The sequence below is a fragment of the Oleiagrimonas sp. C23AA genome (assembly GCF_011759385.1).
In the GTDB taxonomy this organism is placed as follows: domain Bacteria; phylum Pseudomonadota; class Gammaproteobacteria; order Xanthomonadales; family Rhodanobacteraceae; genus Oleiagrimonas.
Window position 1 is genome coordinate 648,526 of sequence record NZ_JAARLY010000001.1, and the last position, 20,203, is coordinate 668,728.

General features: G+C 64.7%; 17 protein-coding genes. 12 read left to right on the forward strand and 5 right to left on the reverse strand.

Annotated features, from left to right (window positions below; all coding sequences use genetic code 11):
* Nucleotides 1-315: 315 nt before the first annotated feature.
* The 4 genes from HBF24_RS02730 (at nucleotide 316) to HBF24_RS02745 (ending at nucleotide 5,356) form a co-directional block, all read left to right on the forward strand.
* A complete protein-coding gene (locus tag HBF24_RS02730) occupies nucleotides 316-774 on the forward strand; it encodes a hypothetical protein (RefSeq protein ID WP_167168508.1) in 459 nt (152 codons plus the stop codon).
* 76 nt (nucleotides 775-850) lie between these two features.
* Nucleotides 851-1,309 (forward strand): putative toxin-antitoxin system toxin component, PIN family, encoded by a 459-nt coding sequence (locus HBF24_RS02735; RefSeq protein WP_167168510.1) that lies wholly within the window; start codon nucleotides 851-853, stop codon nucleotides 1,307-1,309.
* 166 nt (nucleotides 1,310-1,475) lie between these two features.
* Nucleotides 1,476-3,713, forward strand: a complete 2,238-nt coding sequence (locus tag HBF24_RS02740; RefSeq protein WP_343162696.1) for a DUF5916 domain-containing protein — start codon at nucleotides 1,476-1,478, stop codon at nucleotides 3,711-3,713.
* Nucleotides 3,714-3,982: 269 nt separating this feature from the next.
* Nucleotides 3,983-5,356 (forward strand): DEAD/DEAH box helicase, encoded by a 1,374-nt coding sequence (locus tag HBF24_RS02745; protein ID WP_167168512.1) that lies wholly within the window; start codon nucleotides 3,983-3,985, stop codon nucleotides 5,354-5,356.
* 73 nt (nucleotides 5,357-5,429) lie between these two features.
* On the opposite strand, the gene gtfA is transcribed toward HBF24_RS02745, so the two are convergent.
* A complete protein-coding gene (gene gtfA, locus HBF24_RS02750; RefSeq protein ID WP_167168514.1) occupies nucleotides 5,430-6,872 on the reverse strand; it encodes a sucrose phosphorylase in 1,443 nt (480 codons plus the stop codon).
* A gap of 146 nt (nucleotides 6,873-7,018) precedes the next feature.
* Between gtfA and ltaE the strand changes: the two genes are divergently transcribed.
* From ltaE to HBF24_RS02770, 4 genes are all read left to right on the forward strand, one after another.
* Nucleotides 7,019-8,035: a low-specificity L-threonine aldolase gene (gene ltaE / locus HBF24_RS02755; protein ID WP_167168517.1), complete on the forward strand. Its 1,017-nt coding sequence runs from the start codon at nucleotides 7,019-7,021 to the stop codon at nucleotides 8,033-8,035.
* A 61-nt stretch (nucleotides 8,036-8,096) separates the two neighbouring features.
* Nucleotides 8,097-9,104, forward strand: coding sequence for an XdhC/CoxI family protein (locus HBF24_RS02760; protein WP_167168519.1), 1,008 nt, complete (start codon nucleotides 8,097-8,099; stop codon nucleotides 9,102-9,104).
* Complete coding sequence (locus HBF24_RS02765) at nucleotides 9,097-9,687, forward strand: nucleotidyltransferase family protein (RefSeq protein ID WP_167168521.1); 591 nt, start codon at nucleotides 9,097-9,099, stop codon at nucleotides 9,685-9,687. Before HBF24_RS02760 ends, HBF24_RS02765 begins: the two co-directional genes overlap by 8 nt.
* Nucleotides 9,688-9,740: 53 nt before the next feature.
* Nucleotides 9,741-10,520, forward strand: coding sequence for a sulfurtransferase (locus HBF24_RS02770; protein ID WP_167168523.1), 780 nt, complete (start codon nucleotides 9,741-9,743; stop codon nucleotides 10,518-10,520).
* On the opposite strand, the gene HBF24_RS02775 is transcribed toward HBF24_RS02770, so the two are convergent.
* The 3 genes from HBF24_RS02775 to HBF24_RS02785 form a co-directional block, all read right to left on the reverse strand.
* On the reverse strand, nucleotides 10,517-10,771 hold the full coding sequence (locus HBF24_RS02775; protein WP_167168527.1) for a hypothetical protein: 255 nt from the start codon (nucleotides 10,769-10,771) through the stop codon (nucleotides 10,517-10,519). The genes HBF24_RS02770 and HBF24_RS02775 overlap by 4 nt on opposite strands.
* Before the next feature lie 99 nt (nucleotides 10,772-10,870).
* Nucleotides 10,871-12,376 carry a peptidase S10 gene (locus HBF24_RS02780; protein ID WP_343162697.1) on the reverse strand — a complete coding sequence of 502 codons (1,506 nt, stop codon included), beginning with the start codon at nucleotides 12,374-12,376 and terminating at the stop codon, nucleotides 10,871-10,873.
* A gap of 118 nt (nucleotides 12,377-12,494) precedes the next feature.
* A complete protein-coding gene (locus tag HBF24_RS02785; RefSeq protein WP_167168530.1) occupies nucleotides 12,495-12,932 on the reverse strand; it encodes an FKBP-type peptidyl-prolyl cis-trans isomerase in 438 nt (145 codons plus the stop codon).
* Between the two features lie 298 nt (nucleotides 12,933-13,230).
* Here HBF24_RS02785 and HBF24_RS02790 point away from each other — a divergent pair, with 298 nt between their 5' ends.
* The 4 genes from HBF24_RS02790 to HBF24_RS02805 all read left to right on the forward strand — a co-directional run bounded on the left by HBF24_RS02790 (nucleotide 13,231) and on the right by HBF24_RS02805 (nucleotide 19,362).
* Nucleotides 13,231-14,322 (forward strand): 3-deoxy-7-phosphoheptulonate synthase, encoded by a 1,092-nt coding sequence (locus HBF24_RS02790; protein ID WP_167168533.1) that lies wholly within the window; start codon nucleotides 13,231-13,233, stop codon nucleotides 14,320-14,322.
* Between the two features lie 70 nt (nucleotides 14,323-14,392).
* Entirely contained in the window at nucleotides 14,393-15,415 is a 1,023-nt protein-coding gene (locus HBF24_RS02795; protein WP_167168536.1) for a Gfo/Idh/MocA family oxidoreductase, read from the forward strand.
* A 75-nt stretch (nucleotides 15,416-15,490) separates the two neighbouring features.
* Nucleotides 15,491-16,471 (forward strand): HDOD domain-containing protein, encoded by a 981-nt coding sequence (locus tag HBF24_RS02800; protein ID WP_167168539.1) that lies wholly within the window; start codon nucleotides 15,491-15,493, stop codon nucleotides 16,469-16,471.
* Nucleotides 16,472-16,581: 110 nt separating this feature from the next.
* On the forward strand, nucleotides 16,582-19,362 hold the full coding sequence (locus HBF24_RS02805; protein ID WP_167168541.1) for a M14 family zinc carboxypeptidase: 2,781 nt from the start codon (nucleotides 16,582-16,584) through the stop codon (nucleotides 19,360-19,362).
* 68 nt (nucleotides 19,363-19,430) lie between these two features.
* On the opposite strand, the gene HBF24_RS02810 is transcribed toward HBF24_RS02805, so the two are convergent.
* Entirely contained in the window at nucleotides 19,431-20,198 is a 768-nt protein-coding gene (locus tag HBF24_RS02810) for a slipin family protein (RefSeq protein ID WP_167168544.1), read from the reverse strand.
* Between the last annotated feature and the right edge of the window lie 5 nt (nucleotides 20,199-20,203).

The following is a 20,203-nucleotide window of genomic DNA, read 5'->3' on the forward strand; positions in this document are numbered from 1 at the left end:
TGGATCGGCATCCATGTCAAAGACAACCGGCGAACCATAGCCCGAGCGTGGGTCTGTTCGCAAAACGTGGCGTTGTGCCGTGGTCCATTCGAGAGGCGCTACATACTGGCCGGCGGTCTAGCAATGGCGTTTGTGCCAGAAGTACATGCCACCCGCTATTTCGCGGCCGGCCAGCGCTTGTCGGGACAGCCGCGACCGTCGAGGAGTGGCTGGCATCCTTGCAACGATGGCTGTCGATATCGAACCCACGTGCGACGGCGTTGTCATAACATGTAAGCGCCTTCCGCGCTGTCTTCACCCTTGCAATGAGGCTGCATGGCCATGTGGTATCGGTTTGCCAAATCGCTTCGACCCTCACGCGTGCTTTCGGGCCTGTGGCTGGGCGTACTGGCCATGGCACTGACGCCGCTGGCTGAGGCCACGCCACCCAAGTCGCTGGATCTGTCGCTGCCCCCAGACACCCTGCCGGCGCCGGCCTCAACGGCGCCGACCAAGAGCGATGCCAAGGCGCCGGGTGTGTATTACGGCGACCACAGCGGTATTCCCGCCCAGGATGCGCAGCTGGCCGACAGCACACCTGATACCAAGACGCACATCCATGGCAGCGTAAGCATGGGCGTGGGTTACGCCAGCGGCTTTGGTACCGGCACTACGCAAGCGGCACACGTGCATATCGACAAGACCACCGACAGTGGTAGCCGCTTCGATGTCGACATTGGGGTGCAGAAGGTCAATGGTTTCGATGATCGCCCCTGGGACCATCACGGCCATTGAGCGGCGCTGTGGGCAAGGGGCGGTCTGCTAGGCTTGGCGCCCCTTTCATACGCTGCGGCTCGCGCCGCCCACCTGCATGACCGAGCCGCCCCGCCTGGTGCTGGATACCAATATCTGCCTGGATCTGTTTGTTTACCGCGATGCGGCCAGCCAGCCGATCATGCGGGCGTTGGAGCAGGGGCGTTTCCAGGCCGTCACCAGCCAAGCCTGCCGCGAGGAATGGCTGCGCGTGCTGCATTACCCGCAGTTTCGCATCGATGAGGCGCAGCGCGTGGAGGTGACCGCCGCTTTCGATCGCTGGATCGCTTGTCTGCCCGTCGAAGTGGCCGAAGCGCCGCTGGAGGTGGATTTGCCCCGTTGCAAGGACAGCGATGACCAGAAATTCCTGGAGGCGGCGCAACGGGCCGGCGCGGTGGCGCTGGTCAGCAAGGATCGCGCCGTGCTGAAACTGGCGCGCAAGCATCGCAAGCTGGGGCTTTTCGCCATCGTTTCGCCGTCCGGATGGTGCCAGATGTTCGAGGCGCCGGCGGCGTGATGGCGTCGGCCATGGCTTCGCCGCGCTGACTGGGACGCACGGCACGGGTAAAAGGTTGAGATGACTCATGACAGTGGGGCGCTTGGCCGCCGGTGCATAGACTGCCGGCCACGTTCCTGCGCTGTGTGAGCCGATGCCCTTCAAGCGATATCCAGATCATTTGTCCGTGTCACTGCGCCGCATGGTGTGCGCGTTGGCCCTGCTGACACCGTGTGTGCCTGCGCTGGCCAGCACCATCACCATCGACGGGCACATGAGCCCGGGCGAATGGCAGGGCGCGCGTCACGTGACGCATTTCCGTGATGTGCAGCCGCTGACTGGTGCGCCGGGCTCGCAGCCGACCGAGGCCTGGATCAAGTCGACGCCGCAGGGACTGGCCATCGCCTTTCGCTGCATCCAGCCGCCGGGCATCCCGCGCACGCATCAGCGCACCCGTCGCGACGAGGACGCGCAGGTCGATCGGGTCAACCTGATGATCGACTTCAACGGCGATGGCCGCACCGGTTACGACTTCACCGTGACGTTGGCCGGTTCCATCACTGATGAAGTCATCACCAACGAGTCGAGTTTCGATTCGGACTGGGACGGCGACTGGCAGCACGCGGTCAGCGAGGACAAGCGAGGCTGGACCGTGGAGATGCTGATTCCCTGGTATATCGCGCCAATGCGCCGTGCGCCGGGAGACAGGCGCACCGTGGGTATCTATCTGGATCGCATCATCGGTTCCACCGGAGAGCGCATGGCCTGGCCCACCGCCAGCTTCACGCGGGCGCGGTTCCTGTCCGATTTTCATCGCATGAAGCTCAAGGCCTATAGCCAGTCGCTGCTGGCCGTGACGCCTTACGTGTCGGGCATTGCCGATCGGGTCAACGGCGGCACCACGCTCAAATCCGGTGCCGACATCTTCTGGAAGCCGAACGGCCAGACTCAGCTCACCGCCACCATAAACCCTGATTTCGGCCAGGTCGAAAGTGACGATCTGGTGGTGAACTTCGGCGCCGAGGAAACCTTCTTCAGCGACAAGCGCCCGTTCTTCACCGAGAACCAGGGCATCTTCGATTTCGGCCTGTTGATCGACAACAGCCAGCTGATCTATACCCGCCGTGTCGGCGCCGCCGCCGACGATGGCAGTGGCCCGGCCGACATCAAGGCCGCAGTCAAGCTCAACGGCAGCGTCGGCGACACGCATTACGGCGTGCTCTCGGCGCAGGAGGCCGGCGATGTCGGGCGCAGTTTCAATGCTGTGCGCCTGACCCACGACTTCGGCACGCAGATGGCCGGCTTGCTGTTGACGCGGGTCGATCACCCGTATCTGGATCGTCATGCCACCGTGCTGGGCGTGGACCATCGCTGGCAGCCCAACGACCAGCTCACCGTCACCTCCAATGCGGTCGGCAGCCATATCGACCAGAAAGGCCAGGTGGTCAATGGCTCGGGTTTCACCTCGATCATCCAGTACGAGATGAACCCGGTGTGGAGCCAGCAGTGGATCGTGATGCATTTCGATGATCAGCTGAACATCGACGACTTCGGCTACTTGCCGCGCAACAACCTGGACTACCTGCACTGGGAAGTAAGACGGCGCGAAACCAACCTGCCGGCTGGTTCCATGTATGCCTCGCACCAGTGGCGCTGGCGTGTGGTGGCGATGGACAACGATCATGGCCTGGCCTTGCAGCGCCAGCTTCGCATCGTGCGCACCAGCGACTTGCGCAATGGCGGCAGCGAATATGTGCAGCTCAACCTCAACGCGCCAGCCTACGATGATCTATTGACCCGCGGCCACGGCGCGGTGTGGCTGCCAGCCGGCGGCATGTTCGAGTTCGACCATCAGACCCCGCGCAAGGGCGCCTGGGCCTGGGAGCTGGATGCAAACCTGGCCAGCAGCGACATCGCCGGCTACAAGCGTATCGGCTACACCATCAAGGCGGTGCCGACGTATTTCTTCTCCGATGCGCTGAGTCTGGCCACCGGCCTGACCTACCAGTACCAGCCGGGCTGGCTGGTCTGGCAGCACGACAACCTGGTCGGCGCCTTTGATGGGCATTCGCTGACGCTGGATACGCAGCTGAACTGGAACATGTCCGCGCGTCAGGAATTGCGTGTGCGCCTGCAGGCGCTGGGCCTGGATGCGCGCCTGCGCCAGGCTTATCGGGTATCGCCGTCGCGAAAGGCCGTGCCGACCAACGATGCGGTGAACGATTTCAGCGTGCGCAACCTGGGTTTCCAGATTCGCTATCGCTACATTCTGGCGCCGTTGTCGGACCTGTATGTGGTCTACAGCCGTGGCGGGTATCAGATGCAAAGCCTGTATGACAGCGCCGATGCGCGCTTGCGCCAAAGCTTCAGTCTGCGCGATACCGAGCAGTTCCTGGTCAAGCTGTCCTACCGTTTCGACCTGTAGCGGTTGATGCGGTGCGTCATGTGAAGGCCTGCCGTGCGCGTGGGCCTTCACATGGCGGCCTTTAAAAAGACGCGCAAACAAGGCGCCGATGCGCTACACTTGCGTGGCTCGACGCCCACTCTGGCGGCGTCTCGCGCCGCAACACGGCGCGCTGCATGGGCGGTCCCTCCCGCGTGCTTCACGCGCCGGCCGTCGCATTTGCCTTCATCTTCCGTCCCGCCTGCATCGATATCGCCAGAGGCGATGGGCGCGGATGCCAAGGGTATTTCATGTCTTTTTCCGATCTGGGCCTTGCGCCCGAACTGCTGCGCGCGTTGACCGAGCAGGGCTACGAGTCGCCGACTCCGGTCCAGGCGCAGGCCATTCCTTTTGTGCTGGAAGGTCGCGACCTTCTGGCCAGCGCGCAGACCGGCACCGGCAAGACCGCTGCCTTCACGCTGCCACTGCTGCATCGTCTGATTGGCGGCGAAGCCAAGCGCACGCCGCGCGCGCTGGTGCTGGTGCCGACCCGCGAGCTGGCCGCACAGGTGGCCGAGTCGGTGCGCACCTATGCGCGTCACGTGCGCATGCGCACCGCGGTGATCTTCGGCGGTGTCGGCATGGGTCCGCAGACCGATGCGTTGCGCCGTGGCGTGGACATCGTGGTGGCCACGCCGGGTCGTCTGCTCGACCACATCGGGCAGCGCCACATTGATCTTTCCGGCATCCAGACGCTGATCCTGGACGAAGCCGACCGCATGCTCGACATGGGCTTCATCCGCGATATCCGCAAGGTGATTGCCGCGCTGCCCAAACAGCGTCAGAACCTGCTGTTCTCAGCCACCTTCAGCGGCGACATCCTGAAACTGGCCGAGGGTCTTCTGAGCGACCCGGCACGGGTGGAAGTGGCGCCGCGCAATACCACCGCCGAGCGCGTGTCGCAGAGTGTCTACAACGTCGACAAATCCAACAAAACGGCGCTGATCACGCATCTTGTCGGTACCGGCAACTGGCGCCAGGTACTGGTGTTCACGCGCACCAAGCACGGCGCCAATCGTCTTGCCTTGCAGCTTGAGCGCAATGGATTGACCGCCGCGGCGATCCACGGCAACAAGTCGCAGAATGCCCGCACACGTGCGTTGGCCGATTTCAAGGCCGGCAAGGTGCGCGTGCTGGTGGCCACCGATATCGCAGCGCGTGGTCTGGACATCGATCAACTGCCGCACGTGATCAATCACGAACTGCCGAACGTGCCGGAAGACTACGTGCATCGTATCGGCCGCACAGGTCGTGCCGGCGCCGAGGGCGAGGCCATTTCGCTGGTGGCGCCCGATGAGCGCAAGTTGCTTCGCGACATTGAGCGGCTGCTCAAGCGCAAGCTGGATGCCGGCGTGGTGGAAGGCTTCGAGCCAGACCCCAATGCGCGTGCCGAGCCTGAAGAGGCTCCGCGTCGTGGTGGTGGTCGTGGGCAGGGTGCGTCCCGCTCCGGTGGCGGTCGTAGCCAGGCTGGCGGGCGTGGCCAAGGCAGCGGCAATGCCCGCCCGGGTGCCGGGCGAGGCAATGCGGCCAGTGGCGATGCGGCCAAGCCGGCCGGTGCACGTCGCCGCCGCCGCGGTGGCCGTGGCGGGCAAAGCCGCCAGCAGGGCCGTCCTCAGGGCGAATAGGCGCTGCGCCAGGTCACGACAAAAACGGCGAGCTGTGAGGCTCGCCGTTTTCTGTTGTGAGCGAGGATGAACCTCAGCAGCGCATGGTCAGTACACGGCGCGTTTTCGCATCGACATAGCGGATGGTCGATTTCTTGAACAGCAAATCGACGAACAGCTGGCACCAGAACTCGCCCTTGCGCCACTCGATGCAGACGCTGGAGTCGTTCGAATATTCCAGATGGAAGGTGCCATCGAAGGCCGGATAGGTGGAACGGAACTCCATCAGCTTGATCTGCCGGCGCACCAGTTTCTGGCTGAGCGCGGTTTCCACATCGTCAACGCTGAACCAGTGCCGGTTGATGTCGCGTGCCTCGCCGGTTTCCTCCATCAGCTCGATGTCGTTGGTGCCGCCGAACAGGCCCACGTAATACACCTGTGGAATGCCCGGCGCGAAGAACTGGATGGCGCGGGCGGCGATGTAGGCGTCGTCGTTCTGCTTGAGCGCATCGTAGTAGGTGCAGGTCAGCTGGTAGATGGCGCCGACGCTGTGCACGTTGGCCGCCGAGCGACGCATGATCGGGTCGGCGCTGCGTGCCGAGACATTGTCGATCAGGTGCTGGATCTTTTCCTGCGGCAGCACGCCTTCCACATCGGGAATGCAGATGCCATCGTGGGTATCGAGCACGGTGATCTGGTTGCGCGGACACATGCGCAGCCATTGCTTGAGATAACGACTGTCGCCATCGAGCAGCGAGTACAGCAGCAGCGGCGGCAACGCGAAGCCGTACGGGCGCATGTGGTGCAGCGAGATGGCGTACTGGTAGCTGGGATGGTCGTGCACCTCCGGCAAGGTCTCGGCGCCGTATTTCTCGGCCACGCCATTGATCCACGAACAGATTTCGTAGACATCCGGCTCGACCAGAAAGCAGCTGGTGCCCAGGCGCTTGGTGGTGTAGCCAAAGGCATCTAGCCGGAACAGCTTGACCCCGCGCTCGGTGAGGAAGCTGATGTAGTCCTCCATCAGGTTGTAGGTCAGTTCCGAGTCGTAGTTCAGATCAATCTGACGCTCGGTGAAGGTGCACCACACCCGGTCGGTGCTGCCGTCGGCGAAGGTGACCTCGCGGAACGGCTCCTTCTCCTTGCGGATGTGGATCTTGGCCAGGTCGTCCGGGCTGATCTCGCCAAGCTTGTCCACGTGCACGAACAGGTCGGCGTAATCGGACTTGTGCCCGTGTTCGAGAAAGTCCTTGAATTCGACCGATTCGTCGGAGATGTGGTTCAGCGTCAGGTCCAGGCACAGGTCGAAACGCGCCGAGATGCGCTCGACATCGTCCCAGCTGCCATAGGCCGGATCGACCTCCTTGTGCGTCAGCGGCGAGAAGCCGCCATCGGCATTGGACGGGTACAGCGGCAGGATATGCACGCCGCCGACCGCGCGCGAAAGGTGGGCATCCAGCACCTGATACAGATCGCCCAGATCGTTGCCGATACGGTTGGGGTAGCAGATCAGCTGGACGGCGTTTCGCAAAGCCATGGCAGAGTCTCTTCAGCGGGGACCACAAACACCGTAAACACGCCGAGGCGGGCTCGCAAGCGGCCGTGGCCTGTCGATCGACACTTGCCGGGCCAGAAGGCAGGCGGCAACCTTCGGGTTCCTTTCGCCTTTCATGGGTAGCCCAAGTGGACTGGATCGATCTTCGCAGCGACACCGTGACGCGCCCCACCCAGGCCATGCGCCAGACCATGGTCGATGCCGAGGTGGGCGACGATGTCTATGGCGAAGACCCCACCGTCAACGCGCTGCAGGCGCGTCTGGCCAAGTTGCTGGGCAAGGATGATGCGCTGTTTGTGCCCACCGGCACGCAGTCCAACCTGCTGGCGCTGATGGCCCATTGCGAGCGTGGCGATGAGTATCTGGTGGGCATGGACGCGCACACTTTTCGCTTCGAGGGTGGCGGCGCGGCGGTGCTCGGTTCCATCCAGCCGCAGCCGATCGAGCATGACGCCGACGGCAGTCTGCCGCTGGATGCCATCGAGGCGGCGATCAAGCCGGTGGATCCGCATTTCGCGCGCACCCGGCTGTTGGCGCTGGAGAACACCTGGCACGGGCGTGCGCTGCCGATGGCCTATCTGGAGGCGGCGCACGATCTGGCGCGCTCGCACGGACTGGCCTTGCATCTGGACGGGGCACGTTTTTTCAACGCCACGCAGGCCGCCAGCGTGGCGCCCGATGCCATGGCGCGTTATTTCGACAGTGTCTCGATCTGCCTGTCCAAGGGGCTGGGGGCGCCGGTGGGTTCGGTGCTGGTGGGCTCGCACACGCTGATCGATCGCGCGCGGCGCTGGCGCAAGGTGGCCGGCGGCGGCTGGCGCCAGGCCGGCATGCTGGCTGCCGCAGGGCTTTACGCATTGGATCATCATATCGAGCGGCTGGCCGACGACCATCGTCGTGCCCAGACGCTGGCGCGAGGGCTGGGTGATATCGCGGCGCTCAAGGTGCTCGGGCAGCACACCAACATGGTGTTTGTGGATGTGCCCAAGGCGCGTCTGCGCGACCTGGACCTGCACCTTCGCCAGCACGGCATTCGCGTCAGCATCGGCTACCTGCCGACCTTGCGCCTGGTTACGCATCTGGATGTCGACGATGACGCCATCGCGCGCACCATCGACGCATTCGCACGCTTTTTGGGCGCATGAACCGCCGGCCGCTGAATGAAATCCAACAGGCCCTTCAGGCGGCTGGGCTAGAATGACCGCCATGACCGAAGCGCGTCCCAGTCCCTTGCTAGAACCGATGCCTGTCGGCGGCATGCGCGGCGTGGTCGAGGCGGCTTTGCGCGGCGCGCCCGACGGCTGCCTTGGCGTGGTATTGGCCACCGAGGGCTCCACTTATCGCCGCGCCGGCGCCATGATCCATATCGCCAGCGACGGCCACCGTGCCGGCTGGGTGTCCGGTGGTTGTCTGGAACCGGAGCTGGAAGCGCTGGCCGGTGAAGTGATGCAGGCCGGCCGTATGCGCCTGCTGTGCATCGACACCCGCGATGATGGCGACATCGTGTTTGGCAGCGGCACGGGCTGCCGCGGCCGGCAGTGGCTGGCCTTGTTGCCGATGCGTGCACTGCCCAAGGCGACTGAGCAACTGCAGGCGTGGTCGGACGGCGACCTACCGTTGCACGTGTCGGTGCATCTGGACGGTCAGGTACGCATGCGTGTGGGTCAGTTCGACAGCCGTTGGTCGCTGGCCGTCGATCGACACCCGGGACTGGACGCGCAGGATGGTGCCCAGTGGCAGGTCGAAGTGGCGCCGCCGCCGCGGCTGGTGCTGTTCGGCGGTGGCCCCGAATCGACGCCCCTGCTGTGGCAATTGCGCACGCTGGGCTGGCATGTGGAAGCAGTTGAGCGGCGCCCGCATTGGCGCGAGCGGGTACTGGCCGCCGACCGCCACGTGGAGTGCGTGCCGCGCGAATGGCCCGATCCGGTGCAGCGCCTGGATGCCGCCTTGCTGATGCACCACAATTTCGAGCTCGATCGCGAGGCCCTGGAGCGACTGGCACCCTTGGATATTGCACATATTGGCCTGCTCGGACCGCCGCGGCGGCGTGACGACCTTCTGGCCACGCTCGACCCCGGGCTTGTGCAACGCCTGAAACCACGCTTGCAGGCACCGGTCGGACTGATTCTTGGTGGACGTGGGCCAGAAGCGATTGCCTTGGCGGTCGCCGCGGGCCTGCATCAGTGGCGACAGCATCGGCATGGTGATGCTTGAGCACGACGCACTGCTGCTGGCGGCTGGTGGCAGCCGTCGGCTGGGCCACTCCAAGGCGCGTCTGCGCCGCGACGGCGAGGCATTGATCACCCGTAGTGCGCGAGTTCTGGCCTCGCAGCAGTCGGTCCGGCGGGTGGCCGTGCTCGGTCACGATGCCGAGGCCTTGGCCGATTACCTGCCGACCGATTGGGTCTGCGTCACCAATGCCCACTGGCAAGAGGGCATGGCCAGCTCACTGCAATGTGGCCTGGCCGCGCTGGCCACTTCGAGGCCGGTGCTGGTAGCCGGCATCGATCAGCCGGGTCTGGACCCGAGCCACATCCACGCCTTGCTGAGCGCGGCGGGTGAAGCGAACGAGGCGGCGATCGTCAGCGACTACGGCGGCGCCTTCGGGTTGCCCGCACTGTTGCCGCGCTGCCTGCACTCGCGTGCTGGGGAGCTTTCCGGTGATCGCGGTTTCAAGCCCTTGATTCATCGAGCCGATGTGCCGTGCGTGCACGTGGCGGCACCCGAGTTGGCGCTGGATGTGGACACCGCCGAGGATCTGGACAAAGCCCGCCAGCGCGGCTGGATCGACACCTAGCCGCTGGACGGTACGGCGCACTGAAAACGCGTCGCACACGCTAGAATAGGGCGATGATCTGCAATATCGCCGCCTACCACTTTGTCCCCATCGATGATGTCGACGCATGGGTCGATCGCCTGCGCGAGCAGGCCGATACGCTCGCGCTCAAGGGCACCATCCTGGTGGCACCGGAGGGGCTTAACCTGTTCCTGGCCGGGACCGAGCCGAACGTGGCTGCCTTCCTAACGGCACTACGTGCCGATGCGCGGTTCGCCGATATCCAGGTCAAATATAGCCGCAGCCGCCAGGTGCCGTTCGCGCGCCTGAAGGTCAAGCGCAAGCGCGAGATCATCGCCTTTCGCCGTGATCAGGCCTCGCCGCTTGAGCAAGGCCGCGCACCGGCAGTGTCGCCGCACACGCTCAAGCGCTGGATGGCGCAAGGTTGTGACGACCATGGCCGACGCCTGGTGCTGCTGGATACGCGCAATCGCGAGGAAGTGGCCTACGGCAGTTTCGCTGGCGCAGTGACGCTGCCCATCGACAATTTCACCGATCTTCCAGCGGCGATTGCCGACCAGCGCGAGGCGCTGGCCGATGCCACGGTGGTCAGCTTCTGCACCGGAGGTATCCGCTGCGAGAAGGCCGCCTTGTGGATGCAGGCGCATGGTGTGCCCGGCGTGCATCAGCTTGATGGCGGCATTCTGGGCTACTTCGAGCAGGTGGGCGGGGAAGGCTACGAAGGGCGCTGTTTCGTCTTTGACGAGCGCGTGGCGCTGGACCCAACCTTGGCGCCAATGGTTGATGTCGATGTCGATGCCGCCGTGCCGGGCGTCACTACCGACGCCGCCTAATCGCGATCACCACCGCCCCAGCGCCAGTGCGCCGGCGCGCCTTTCCAGGCGCATAGCCCGAACAGGGCGATCACCACCAGCAAGCCGGCCGCGGCGGCCGCTTCCAGCGGCAGGTAACGCGTCGCGGCAATCACCAGCACAATGGCCACGATGTAGCTGAGCCAGCCCTGCCAGCGCGCAGGCAGCGCCCAGCCCCAGCCGTAGCGCTTGGCGTGGAACCAGTAACGTGGTGGGCGTGAGGAAGAAGCCATGGGCGCACCGCTGAAACAGGGTGATCCATGTTAGCGCGAGCGATGCACGAAGGGGCGCCTGCTGGCACCCCTTCGTAGAGTCTTGCGGTACAGCCGGTGTCAGTGCTTGGCGTACATCGCCTTGACGTCCTCACGCAGTGTGTGGCCGGAGTCCTTGCGCGCATAGAACATGTGCCCACCGGGATATTCCTTCACCTGCACGCGGGTCGGGTCACCCATGGCCGGCATCTGGTCGACGGCCAGCACCGAGACCATGAACGGGCAGGACAGATCATCCCAGCCGTGAGCGATGGTCACGCGCATCTTTGGATCGTTGGCCACCGCTTCGCGCAGCTGGCTGACCGAGCCCTTTTCGGCATCGTCATCCTGATGCCACAGGCGGTTCACCTTGTAGCTGAGCGCGTTGTAGCGGCCAGTATATTTCCAGCCCACCGTCTTGGTGATGAAGTTGACCATGGCCGTGGTGGTCGGCGCGATGATGCCGTTCAAGATCGGATCGCCGCTTTCCTGCTGCGGCGCATCGGGGAACGGGTCCCACGAGGTGACATTGGAATCGTAGCGGCTGCCCAGCTTGCCCTGGTCGCGATAGACCTCGCGCAGATAGGCCTGGGTATCCAGGCGGCCGCCGGAGCGACGCACGAAGGTCGGGTCCAGGCCGGTGATCTGGGTCACGTGCGCGATCATTGCCTTTTGCGCGGCCGGGTTGGAGCGGCCTTCCATCAGCGCGGTGGCGTAGGGGCCGCGGGTGTAGTCGATGATTTTCTGCATCGCTGCATCGGTGAGCTTGCCTTCGCGCTCAAGATGCGCGGCGGCAATCGACGGCAGCGTGGTCATCCACGGAATCGGCGAGACGTGCTTGTTGCTCCAGGCCGAGGGGTCAAGATACGGCGAAATCAGCGTCACGCCATTCATCGCCACGCCCAGCTGGGTCTGCAGGTACTCGGTGATGCGCGGACCACGGAAGCCGCCGTAGCTTTCGCCGACCAGATACTTGCGTGATTCCAGGCGACCGTTCTTGACCAGCCAGTCGTAGATGATGCGCGACAGGTAGTGGATGTCGGCGTCGGTGGAGTAGAAGTCCTTCACCGCCTGCTTCTGAGACTCCTCGGCACGCGAAAAGCCGGTGCCGACCGGATCGATGAACACCAGATCGGTGAAGTCGAGCCAGGTGTTGGGGTTGTCGTGCAGCGTGGCCGGATCGGATGGCGCATCACCCTCGACGCCGAAGTTCACCTTCTTAGGGCCGATGGCGCCCATGTTGAGGTACACCGAGGAGGCACCCGGACCGCCATTGAGAGCGAAGGTGACCGGGCGGTGCTTGCCCGGCACCGTATAGGCGGTATACATCACCTGCGCGATGACATCGCCTTTCTCGTTGCGCACCGGCAGGGTGCCCACGGTGACGTTGTAGCTGAGCGTCTTGCCATCGACCACGGTGCTCTGGCGCACGTGGGCGTCGGCCGGGAACGGCGGCAGGTTGAAGCCCTTGGCGCTGGCTGGTGCCTTGTCGGCATGGCCGTGATCGGCCGCATGGGCCACGGGCAGGGCGACCACACTGGTCACCATGAGGGCGGCCAGCAGGGCCGAATGCAGAGTCTTGCGCACGGGTGTCCTCGTGTCTGACAGTAAGATGGCGTTCAGACTAGACCGCCGGCGCCCGCGGCGAGTGTGCAAGAAGGCATGGGTGGCCGCGCGGCGGTTGCACCCATGCCCCGGATCAGCCTCAGTCGGCGTGCACACCGACCAGCTTGACCTTGAACACCAGCGGTGCGTTGGGCGGGATCACACCACCGGCGCCATGGCTGCCGTAACCGAGCTGAGGCGGGATGATCAGCTCGCGCGTGCCGCCCACGTGCATGCCGGCCACGCCCTGGTCCCAACCCTTGATCACGCGACCTGCGCCCAGCTTGAAGGTGAAGGGGTCGCCGCCGTGATCGGCGGTGCTGTCGAACTTCTTGCCGTGCTTGTCCTTGGCCTTCTGGTCGTAGAGCCAGCCGGTGTAGAGCACGTCCACATCCATGCCCGGCTTGGCCTCGGCGCCGCTGCCGACGGTGAGGTCCACCTTTTTCAGGGCGTCGACGTGACCGCCTTGATAGGGCGTGTTCGATGAGCTGCAGGCGGCAAGCAGCAAAACGGCGAGGCAGGGCAGCAATCGGCGCATGGGCAAGGCTTCCTTTTAAAGTCGTTGGTCAGGTGGATGGCCATTCTAAGCGTATGGCGATGGCCGGTGCGGAAGGCGCCACTAAACGCCTCGTCGCTTGTATGCTGCGCCCCGGCTGTGGTAAACCAGATGCCGTCATGAATATCGCTGCCTGCCGCTATTACTTTTGGTATGGCATTCCAAAGCCACTGGCGGAGGAAGGGTAGCGCTCGGTTGCAACACGCCGACACACCTGAAAAGCCGCCAGACCCCTGGCGGCTTTTTTCATGGCCGCCGGGACACCCAAGGAGCCCGACGCATGAATTCCCCGATCGACGACCTGCGCATCCAGCGCCTGGACACGCTGCCCACACCCGACGACATCACTCGGGCCCTGCCGCGCAGCGACCGTGCCACGGTCACGGTCGGCCACGCGCGCCAGGCTCTTCACCGTATCCTGCATGGCCAGGACGACCGTCTGGTGGTGGTGATGGGGCCGTGCTCGATCCACGATACCGACGCCGCGCTCGACTACGCGCAGCGCCTGGCCGCGCAGCGCGAGCGCTTCGCCGACACGCTGGAGGTGGTGATGCGCGTGTATTTCGAGAAGCCGCGCACCACCGTGGGCTGGAAAGGCCTGATCAACGATCCGGACCTGGACGGCAGCTTCCATATAGCCAAGGGTCTGCGTCTGGCTCGGGGCTTGCTGGGGCGCATCAATGACCTGGGCCTGCCAGCGGGCTGCGAGTTCCTGGACATGATCACGCCTCAGTACATCGCCGATTTGGTGGCCTGGGGCGCGATTGGTGCACGCACCACCGAAAGCCAGGTACATCGCGAGCTGGCCTCCGGATTGTCTTGTCCGGTGGGATTCAAGAACGGCACCAGCGGCGACACCAAGGTGGCCATCGATGCCGTACTGGCCGCCTCGCAGCCGCATCATTTCATGGCCGTGACCAAGGACGGGCGCACCGCCACGGCCACCACCACCGGCAATGAGGATTGCCACCTGATCCTGCGCGGCGGACGCGAGCCCAACTACGATGCCGCCAGTGTGGAGGCCGCCAGCCAGGCGCAGCAGCGCGCCGGGCTCACGCCTCGGGTGATGATCGATGCCAGCCACGCCAACAGCCGCAAGAAACCGGAAAACCAGCCCCGCGTGATCGACGAGATTGCCGCGCAGCTGGGCCAGGGTGACCGGCGCATCATGGGCGTGATGGTCGAAAGCCATCTGCGGGGCGGCCGCCAGGATCTGGTCGATGGCCGCGCCGCGGTTTATGGGCAGTCGATCACCGATGGCTGCATCGACTGGGACAGTTCCGTGCAGGTGCTTGAACGTCTTGATGGCGCCGTGCGTGCCCGTCGGGCGGCACGCCGCGCGACCGGGCACGTGCACGCGGTCGGCGCCTGAGCATTGCCGACGCGGTGGCGCCGCCGTAAGCTGTTCTGTGAACGGGATTTGTGTACGTACAGGGGATGTGGTGAGCACATTTCGTTGGGGCATCATCGGGCCGGGCCGCATTGCCCGGAAGTTCGCCGTGGGCTTGGCCGCCGTGGACGGTGCGCGACTTCAGGTCGTGGCCAGTCGGGACGGCGAGCGTGCGCGGCACTTCGCGCGTCAGTTCGATGCCACGCGCTGGGTCGAGGGTTATCAGGCTCTGGTCGATGCCGACGATGTCGATGCCATCTACATCGCCAACCCGCATCACGCCCACGCCGAGGCCACCCGCGCCTGTCTGGAGGCGGGCAAGCCGGTGTTGTGCGAAAAGCCGCTGACGGTGAATGCGGCCCAGGCCGAACCCCTGATCGAGCTGGCGCGACGCCGTGGTGTGTTCCTGATGGAAGCGATGTGGTCGCGATTCATCCCGGTCTGGCGACAGGTGCATCAATGGTTGCGTGAGGGCGCCATCGGCGCGCCGCGCATGTTGTCATCGCATTTTGGCGCCGCCTTGCCGTACCTGCCCGAAGAGCGCTGGCTGGACCCGGCCCAGGCCGGCGGCGTGCTGCTGGATATGGGCGTCTATAACCTTGCCATGTCGCAGTGGGTGCTCGGCGCCGATCCGGAAAGTTTCGAAGTGGCCGGCCTGCTGGCGCCGACCGGCGTCGATGCGCGTGTCGCCGGCACCTTGCATTACGCCGACGGCGCCTGCTCGCAGTTCAGCTGCAACTTTCAGGTCGATACCGACAACGATTTTCGCATCGCCGGCGCCGAGGGCAGTATAGCCATCGCCGCGCCGTTCTGGTGCAGCCAGGAGATTTCGCTGCGGCAGGGCCGTCACGAAACGCGTATCAGCCGGCCGCTGCGCGCCAATGGTTACGAATACGAGATCGAGGAAGTGATGCGCTGCGTGCGCGAGGGGCGCGGTGAAAGTGAATCGATGCCGCTGGCCGATACGCTGGGCACGCTGCGCCTGATGGACGCGATGCGCCAGCGTCTGGGCGTGCGCTATCCGTTCGAGTCGCAGGACGAGGCCGGCTCAACTGCGGCCGCCGACGGCCGATAGCTTTTGCGATACCGCGCTTTTTCGACCAGGGCAGAGGGCAACGCAACATCCATGTGGCGCAGGCGACAGGCAAGCTTGAGCAAAGCGATACCTCACAGAGACGGCCCCGAACCGGGCGCCGCCGGTGAGGCGTGCGAAGCGCCGCCCGCGCTGGATCTTGTCGCGCTGGAGGTGGGCTTTTTCGAGGCGTTGCTGGATACGCCCACGCTGAAAGACCTGCCGCCCAACATGTACGAGGCCGAGGTGCTGGCCGACCTGGAGTTCCTGCGCGTGCAAGCGCGCCAGGCGGTGTTGCTGCCACGTCTGCCGATGGTGCTACCCGAGCTGGTGGTGGCGCTGCGTGATCCGGATGTCTCCACCGGGCACCTGAAACGCGTCATCTCGCGCGATCCGATGGTGGTCAGTGCCGTGCTTCGTGTGGCCAACAGCGCCTATTTCAGGCGCCGACGGCATGTTACCGATGTGCGCGAGGCCATCGTTGTGCTCGGTCACGATGGCTTGCGCCGATTGTTGCCCAGTTTGGCCATGCAACCGGTATTTACCGCCTCCAGCGGTTCCACGCACAGCACGGTTTCCGGGCCACGCACCTGGGCTTATGCGCAGCGTTGTGGTCAGGCCGCGCTGGCGCTGGCCGGCGAGCATGGCGAGGCGTTTTCGCTGTATCTGAGCGGCATGGCGTTGGGTGCTGGATTGTTGATTGTGGTGCGGGCGATGGATCGGCGCCGCTTGCTGCATGAGGCGCTGGTCTCGGCACCGTTTGCCCGCCGCGCCATGGCCATTGGCCGCAAATTGGCCGGCGGCGTGGCCGAGCAATGGGCGCTGCCCGAAGCCACCCTGAAGCTGCTGGGCGACTACAACGCCGACCGGCGCACCGCCGCGGCCGCTCAGCTGGCCATGGCCGAAGCGCTGGCGATGAGTCGCACCTTGCTGGAAACCCGCGGCGGCGCCGACCCGCTGCCGGGGCTGGTGGCGGCCTTCCCGCAGCAGCCGGCTGGGCGCGTGCATGCGGCGTGGGACGAACTGCGCCGTTTCGAGGCCAGCCTCAAGGACGCCTGAGCGCGGCGAAAACCAGAGCGGGTTCTGCCAACCAACGGCAGGGTGCACCGGCACGCTTTTCTGGCACAGTGACGCGCTGTCATCCAGTGCTTTCCCAGGGGAAAACTCGCATGCATTCGGCCTTTCGCGCCTTGCTGTCAGCTGCCGCTTTGCTGGTGGCCGCGCCTGTGGTTTCGGCGGCGCCACCGAACACACCGTCCATCGCCGCCTCGGTCTACGCGCGGGATCCGGCGCAGGCGGTCGACGTCGGCTACACCGCCAAGATCGCCCAGGACACCACGCGGCCCGATTTCAATACGCCGCTGACCGACTATCTGCCGGCCTCCAAAACGGTGCCCACGCCCGAGCAGGTGTTGGGACACATCGCCGGTGCTCCCAACTGGCTGCCGTATTCGAAGGACGTGTACCGCTATTTCCACGCCTTGGCCAAGGCCAGCGACCGGGTCAAGGTGTTCAACATCGGCACCACCGAAGAGGGCCGGCCGATGATCGCCGTGGCCATCGCCGACGCCGATGTGTTGGCCAGTCTCAAGGCCAACGACGCGCGGCTGGCGCAGCTGGCCGACCCGCGCCGCATCGACATGGACGATGCCCGCGCCGAAGCGCTGATCCCCAAGACGCACCCGGTGTACTACATCACCGGCACCATCCACTCCATCGAAACCGGCGCGCCGACGGCGCTGATGGAACTGGCCTACCGCCTGGCCGTGGACAACGCGCCGTATATCCGCCACATCCGCTCGCACGTGATCACGTTGATCACGCCGATCGTGGAGGTGGATGGACGCGACCGCATGGTCGATCTCTACAACTGGCATCGCGCGCACCCGGATCAGAACTATCCCAGTCTGATGTACTGGGGCCACTACGTGGCGCACGACAACAATCGTGACGCCATGACGCTGACGCTCAAGCTCACGCGCAATGTGCTCAACACCTACGTCGGCTGGCATGCCCAGGTGCTGCACGATCTGCACGAGTCGGTGCCGTTCCTGTACGACAACACGGTGGGCGATGGGCCTTACAACGCCTGGATCGACCCGATTCTCACCGGCGAATGGCAGAAGCTGGGCTGGGACAATGTCGAGCAACTGACCAAGCTGGGCTTGCCCGGTGTGTTCACGCATGGCGATTTCGATACCTGGAGCCCGGGCTATCTGATGTTCATCGGTGCCATGCACAACGGCATCAGCCGCCTTTACGAAACCTTTGGCAACCATGGCGCCGACACGCTCAAGCGCGTGCTCGATCCCAGCGAATACCAGCGCACCTGGTACAAGCCCAACCCGCCGTTGCCGACGGTGACCTGGTCGCAGCGCGACAACAACAACTACGAGCAATCGGGCCTGCTGACGGCGCTTTACTACTACAGCAATCACACCGAAGAATTTCTGCGCAACTTCTACTTGAAGTCCAAGCGCTCGATCGAGAAGCCGCAACTGGCCGGCCCCGCCGCGTATGTTTTCACGGCCGACGAGCGCCATCCCGGCGCGCAGGCCCGACTGCTGAAGATACTGGCCGAGCAGCATTGCGAAATCGACCGCCTGGATGCGCCGGCGACGGTGACCCAGGGTCGGTTGAACGACCAGGCGCATGCCGATGGCGGCCAGCGTCGTCGCGTGTTCCCGGTCGGCAGCTACGTGGTGCGCATGGATCAGCCGTATTCGCGGATTGCCGACGCCTTGCTCGATCGCCAGTACTGGTCGCCGGACGATCCGCAGAAAACGCCGTATGACGACACCGGCTGGTCGATGGGCGACCTGTTCGATGTCGATGTGGCGCGCGTGACCGACAATGGCATTCTCAAGGCGCCCATGCACAAGGTGGGCGCCATCGAAGTGCCGTCGGGCCTGGCCTCGATCGACATGAAGCCGGCGCACCTGCCGCGCATCGCCATGATGCATACCTGGCTCAGCACGCAGACCGAAGGCTGGTGGCGCATGGCGCTGGATCGCCTGGGCGTGAAGTACGACTACATCAGCACCCAGGATGTGGCCAGGATGAGCGATCTGCGTCGTCGCTACGATGTCATCCTGTTTGCGCCGGTGGGTGGCTATAGCGATCAGCGCATCGTCAATGGCCTGCCGATGTGGGGCAAGCCGATGCCGTGGAAGACGACCTCGCTCACGCCCAATATCGGCCGCATCGACAGCACCAACGATGTGCGTCCGGGGCTGGGTGAATCGGGCCTGGCTCACCTCAAGGCCTTCGTGAAGGCGGGCGGCTTGCTGGTTACTGCCGAGGACACCGCGCGCTTTGCCATCGATGAAGGCATGGCGCCGGGCGTGTTTGTCAGTCCGCGGGCGCATCTGCGCGTGGTCGGCAGCGTGCTGGGGGCGCGTACGGTGGATGCGCAAAGCCCGGTGATGGCCGGCTACGATGACGCCTTTGCGCTGTACAGCGCGCACGGCCAGTCGTTTGAGATCTCCAACCTGGTCACCGGCGATCGCGGCCTGCCGCGGGCGCAGGACTATGCGCGGCCGACGGGCCGGGGCGGCCCGGACGAGGCGGACATGCCCGAAGCACGGGCCTTTGCGGCGCCACCCAAGCTGCCCGATGTGAAACCGTGGCAGGCCTTGCCGCTGAATGTGGATCAGGCGCGCAACAATCCGTATCTGATCCCTTCCGCCGATCGCCCGCAGGTACTGGCGCGCTTTGCCGATCCGGGCAAGCTGCTGATCGCGGGGTTGCTCGAGCACGGCAGCGAGATGGCCGGACGCGGTGCGGTGGTCCTGGCGCACTACGGCAAAGGCCACGTGCTGCTGTTTGCCTCCAACCCGATCTGGCGTGGCGAAACCATCGGCAGCTATCCGATGGTGATCAATGCCGTGGAGCACTTCGATCATCTGGATGCGGCCGGGCCGCACGGCAGCCAGAACACCGGCCATTAAATCGCCGCCTCACGGCAAGAAAAAAGGCGCCCCGCGGGGCGCCTTTTTTATCTGACTAACACGGTGTATCAGGCTGAGCCATCAGCATTGTCGAAGGCCTTCATCAGCGGTTTGATCAAGTCCAGCGGCAGCGGGAAGGCAATGGTGGTGCTCTTGCCGTTGGAGCCGATGTCGGCCAGCGTCTGCAAATAGCGCAACTGCAGGGCCTGCGGCTGCTGGGCCAGCATCGAGGCGGCATCGCGCAGCTTTTCGGCGGCCTGCATTTCACCCTCGGCGTGGATCACCTTGGCGCGGCGCTCGCGCTCGGCTTCGGCCTGGCGGGCGATGGCGCGGACCATGGTTTCGTTCAAGTCCACGTCCTTGATCTCGACATCGGTGACCTTGATGCCCCAGCCATCGGTGGCCTGATCCAGAATCTGTTGCAGCGTCTGGTTGATCGACTCGCGCTCGGAAAGAATCTGGTCCAGCTCATGCTGGCCCAGCACCGAACGCAGGCGCGTCTGCGCCAGCTGGCTGGTGGCCTGGTAGAAATCGGACACCTGCAGCACCGCCTTGTCGGCCTCGATGATGCGGTAGTAGACCACCGCGTTGACACGCACCGAGACGTTGTCGCGCGAGATCACATCCTGCGGCGGCACGTCCATCACGCCCACGCGCAGGTCCACACGCGACATGCTTTGCACCACCGGAATCAGGATCACCAGCCCCGGGCCCTTGATGCCGGTGAATCGACCCAGCGTCAGCACCACGCCGCGCTCGTACTCGGGCAGTACCTTGATCGAGGCGACCAGAAGAAAAATGACAAAAACCACGATGATGCCGACAAATCCGAACATGTCCC